This is a genomic window from Yoonia sp. (genome assembly GCF_036007805.1).
GTDB lineage: Bacteria > Pseudomonadota > Alphaproteobacteria > Rhodobacterales > Rhodobacteraceae > Yoonia.
In genome coordinates this window covers 1-4,147 of record NZ_DASYOK010000273.1, presented here as the reverse complement: position 1 = coordinate 4,147, position 4,147 = coordinate 1, and the positions used below count along the sequence as shown (strand labels likewise).

6 protein-coding genes are annotated in these 4,147 nt (G+C 57.3%); all 6 read right to left on the bottom strand.

Annotated elements, in window-relative coordinates; genetic code table 11:
* Positions 1 to 462 (bottom strand): hypothetical protein (locus VGP75_RS14740; RefSeq protein ID WP_327544388.1); only part of this gene is annotated, 462 nt, incomplete at its 3' end.
* On the bottom strand, positions 459 to 2,711 hold the full coding sequence (locus VGP75_RS14735) for a tape measure protein (protein ID WP_327544387.1): 2,253 nt from the start codon (positions 2,709 to 2,711) through the stop codon (positions 459 to 461). The genes VGP75_RS14740 and VGP75_RS14735, both read right to left, overlap by 4 nt.
* The gene (locus VGP75_RS14730; RefSeq protein ID WP_327544386.1) at positions 2,704 to 2,943 is read right to left on the bottom strand and encodes a hypothetical protein; all 240 of its coding nucleotides are present in this window, start codon (positions 2,941 to 2,943) and stop codon (positions 2,704 to 2,706) included. Before VGP75_RS14730 ends, VGP75_RS14735 begins: the two co-directional genes overlap by 8 nt.
* 83 nt (positions 2,944 to 3,026) lie before the next feature.
* Complete coding sequence (locus VGP75_RS14725) at positions 3,027 to 3,503, bottom strand: hypothetical protein (protein ID WP_327544385.1); 477 nt, start codon at positions 3,501 to 3,503, stop codon at positions 3,027 to 3,029.
* Between the two features lies 1 nt (position 3,504).
* The gene (locus tag VGP75_RS14720) at positions 3,505 to 3,924 is read right to left on the bottom strand and encodes a hypothetical protein (protein WP_327544384.1); all 420 of its coding nucleotides are present in this window, start codon (positions 3,922 to 3,924) and stop codon (positions 3,505 to 3,507) included.
* 10 nt (positions 3,925 to 3,934) lie between these two features.
* A partial coding sequence (locus VGP75_RS14715; protein ID WP_327544383.1) for a hypothetical protein occupies positions 3,935 to 4,147 on the bottom strand: 213 nt, incomplete at its 5' end.

Sequence of the window (4,147 nt, the reverse complement as noted above, 5' to 3'; positions counted from 1 at the left end):
CGCGAGTTGAGGAAACACTGTTGCTTGCCCGACAAGGATATAGCCGATCTCAGCCGCCGCGCCCGTGACCACAATCCGCACCGCGCCAACGGTCTTGGTCGCAAACAAGAACAACAGCGCCGCGTCATCCGTGGGGCTTGTTTCCGACCCGGATATGTCATCCCAGCCGCCCAGGCCGTCCGACACCTGCACCTTGACCGTTGCGCCCACGGTGCCAAGTGTATGCGCGCCGATGCCGACATACGACACCGCCTGATCTGTGGCAAAGGTCAGCGTCCAATCCGCAGGAACCGCCGTAGGCTTCCAAGCGTTGACCACTTCCTCTGCATAAGCAAAGGCCGCGCTGAACCCATCCGCCTCGGTCGATGCCGTGATCGTGCCAGCCAACCGCCGCCAGCATAGGCGCGGGTGATCTAGGCCAAACGTGCCGCCGCCGAAACCGCTTTCGATAATCACGCTCATACGCCGACCCTTTCCGCGACAAGCCCATCAATCCGCCCGCCGTTGTCAATCGCCTGCTGCACAAGCTGCAACGTCCGAAACGCTGCATCAGCGCCAGCGCCCTCGCCCACAACCTCGAACCTGATCTGTTGCGTTGTTGTGTTTTGCACCCGTTCGGTGGATTGGCTTGCGGCCGGTGTGGACGCAGCTCCGCCGGATGCGCCGGGGCGGGAACCCATAGCCTGAGCAAGTCCTGTCGCCGCAACAAGGGCAGCTTGCACTTTTCCCATAACCCCAATTTTTGCAGCAACAGGTGGTCCGGCAATAGGCCCCAACTCCGCAAGCGCCCGCATTTGCGCCGCCGCTGTATTGGCTATAATCTGCGCAATCGAAAGCCCTTTTTGGATTGCTATAGCGGCAATCGCAGCGGCTTTACTTTTGCCAGCGAATTGCTGCATCAAGCTGCCCAATGCACCATACATGCCGGACGCCGCATTTCGCACCATTTCGGCCTCTTGCATTTTCAATGCAACAAGCTGGTCTGAATATGCTTTTTCAATGGCCAGCTTATAGGCGTTGTGCTCTTCCATCATGCCGCGCTCGATCAGGTTCGCGTCATTAAGCGCCGCCATAGCCTCGGCGTGCCACGCTTCGATTGCCGCGCGAGGGTCTTGTTCTTGGAATTGGCCTAACAACTCGTTAAGGCGCTGCATGCCGCCTAATAGACCGCCCCCACCTGCGCCGCCGCCGCCAGCTTCGCCCATAGCGCCCATTGCAGTGCCTGCTGGTGTGGGTGCTGCGCCTTCGCCTTCGCCGCCACCGGTCAGCGCCGCATTAGCTTCATCAATAGCCGCTTTGAGCGCGTTAACGCTTTCTAATTCACTGCCAAGAAAGCGTCCCAACTCTCCGCTTGCGCTTCCAACCAACTCAGCACCTAACGCAGAACGGTTATCGCCCTCTGCCCCAAGTGTGCTGTCTGGAATTAGTTCCGCCATGCCAAAGTTTGTTTTGAATACCGAGTTTAGACTGCTGGCAATGCTGTTTATGCCCTCAATAATCCCGTTGGCAAGGGTGCGCCAAGCCTGATCGACCACGCCAAACGCAGACATAAACGCGCCTTCGATCTGCATTCCAAGGCCAGCCATAATGTCACCTATAAGCGGAATGCTGAGGCGCATACGGTCGAATACTTCCTTGAACACGTCGCCAACCAAGCCCAGCGCAGTTCCAAGCGACCCAGTGGCCGTGATTAGCGTCAAAAACCGATCTATTAAATAACCCGCTCCGACAATTAGCGCGCCGATGCCAATTCGGATAAGCGCTGTGCGCAACGCCACAAGAGCGCCTGTAAGCGAAACCGCCGCCGCCTGTGACGCTATAAACGCTCCGACAAGCCTGACACCAAAGAACGTGGCGGCAGTAGCCCCGACAACAACAATAAGCTGCAAGTTGTCTGCAATCGCAATAATGGACTGCGCCAATAGGGCAGAAACGCCCGTTGCGCTATCGGCCTGACCGATAAACATTGTGAAGCTATCGGACAACTGCCCAAACGCTTGCGCGATTGTTGGAACGGTATTGGCGAAAGCGGCCTCAAGCTGATCTGTTTGTGACAAAATAGCCCGGAAAAATTCATCGGACGAAACCTTGCCATCGACTACCAACTGACGCAGCCTTGCGACCGAACCGCCCGCAGCATCAATCCCGCGCGCCGCCGCTTGGGCAATAGGGAAAGCCCCTTCAAGAATGGAGTTAAACTCCTCTGCCCGGACGGTTCCAGCCCCCATTGCCTGCGACAACTGCAAAAGCGCACCCGATGCCGCCGCCGCCGACCCGCCTTGTTGTGCCAAGGCTAGACCGATATTTTCCGTAAAGCGCAGCGCGTCTTTTTGCGATGCGCCTAATTCATCCGAGGCAATGCTAATGCGTTGGTATAGGCTGGCCATAGCGTCAAGCGGCGCACGGGTCCGCTTGGCCACATCGGCAATGCCCTGCAATTCACGCGCCGCACCTTCCGCGCTTGCGCCCATGGACCGCAAAAGGTTTGTCATCTGCGTGTATCGGTCAGCCGCGCGAGACACTTCACGAATACTAAACGCGCCCGCAAGAACACCGCCAAGCCTTGCCCACACACGGGATATGGTGCCAGCGTTGCGGGTTAGCCGATCTTCTGCGCGCCCACCCGCATCAGTAAGCCGCCCCAACTCATCGCGACCGCGCACAAGCCCGCTGCTGTCAATCCCCATGCCAAGGGTTGCAAAATCACTCATCCGCCTGAGCCTTTTCCATGGGGCTTACAGCAAAGGGCGAACGGTTCTGCATTTCAGAGCAATATGCGCGCGACATGTCGTAAACCGTTTCCCATTCTTCCGCCGTTAGCGTCTTGCCCGTCATATTAGCATAGGCTTGCAACTCTTGCCATTCTAAAGGCTTGCCGTCGCGCGCTTCGCCCAGGGCATGCCAGACTTCGTGCAGCGTTTCATCCGGCGCAAGGCTTGGCACTTCCCACCCGAAAACCTCATAGCGCGCCTCCTTGTGCTTTTCAGGCGTGACGTTCAGCCATGCGACTTGTGCCGCGTAGGTGATTAGACCTGCGCGGCGTCGTCCAAATTTGCCCGCTTCTCCGCAATGGCGCTAAATAGCTGCATACGAACTTGACGCTTGGCGCTCGATGCCTTGCGATCAATCATCTTGCGAATGTTGTCAGGCGTGCATTTGTCGTCACCCGCAACATACACGTTTTCCCATTTGCTGATTGCCACAACGATTAGATCATCCAGCAAGCCTTCCAGCTTTTCGGCATGGCGCGCCTCCAAGGCGTCGATCTCTTTATCCTTGGCACGTTCAACACGGCGATTTTGCGCGCTTTCCGCGATCTGGTATTTGCGGAACGCTTCATATACCTCGTTGCTGTCAGCGGGGCGCAATTCAACGCGGCAAGGCTTGTCGGTTTCGTCTACAGTTACCGCTTTGCCATCCCAGAAAAGCGGCTTGCCCGCCACTTCCAAATGCACCCAATGGCCAGCTTTTGCTTCTTCAATCTCGAAGTCGCCAAAATCCATGTTAATCCTCTTGCGTAGGCTCTTGCTGAGAAAACGAAAAGGTGAAGCCCTGCACCGACCCGCCATCGACGGGGTTTTCGTTCCTGCTATGAAATATGCCTTCCGCTGTCAGCGTCCGGCCATCTGAATACACGGCCCGCATGGAGCCGTGTCCTTCATTATCAATCGGGCAAAGGGTCTTGACGATTGCCGCCCCTGCATCTCCGACCACGCGGCGAACCGCAATGCTGCTTTCCGCGCCCGCGCTGCTTTCTTTGATGCCGCGCGTTATGCCATCGTCAAAGCCGTCAAGCTGTCCAAGGCTTTCGGTCATGCCGAATGTCAGCCCGCCGGAATAACCGACGAGCCGCGAGAATGTCACGCCATCGCTGGAAACGAAAACTTCCGTTCCGCGATGCGTGTATATCTCCCAATCCGACATGACCTAGACCTTATACCGGCTCTTCGTCTTTGACCGTCGGCAATTCTTGCTTGAAGGTCACGATGCCCTGTTCTGGATCGTTACCCGTGATCTCGTTATCGCCGCCGCCCATAAAGTAGCCCTGCGCATAGGCAACAGGATCGCCAGCAACCGCTGCCGCATTGCAAGCCGCAGCGATGACCTTGACCGAACCAGAACCGGCGCAGGTCGCCACGATGGTATC

Excerpts from the sequence above, each read along its gene's own strand:
- VGP75_RS14735 (WP_327544387.1), bottom strand. The coding sequence starts at position 2,711 with ATGAGTGATTTTGCAACCCTTGGCATGGGGATTGACAGCAGCGGGCTT.
- VGP75_RS14725 (WP_327544385.1), bottom strand. The coding sequence starts at position 3,503 with ATGGATTTTGGCGACTTCGAGATTGAAGAAGCAAAAGCTGGCCATTGG.
- VGP75_RS14720 (WP_327544384.1), bottom strand. The coding sequence starts at position 3,924 with ATGTCGGATTGGGAGATATACACGCATCGCGGAACGGAAGTTTTCGTT.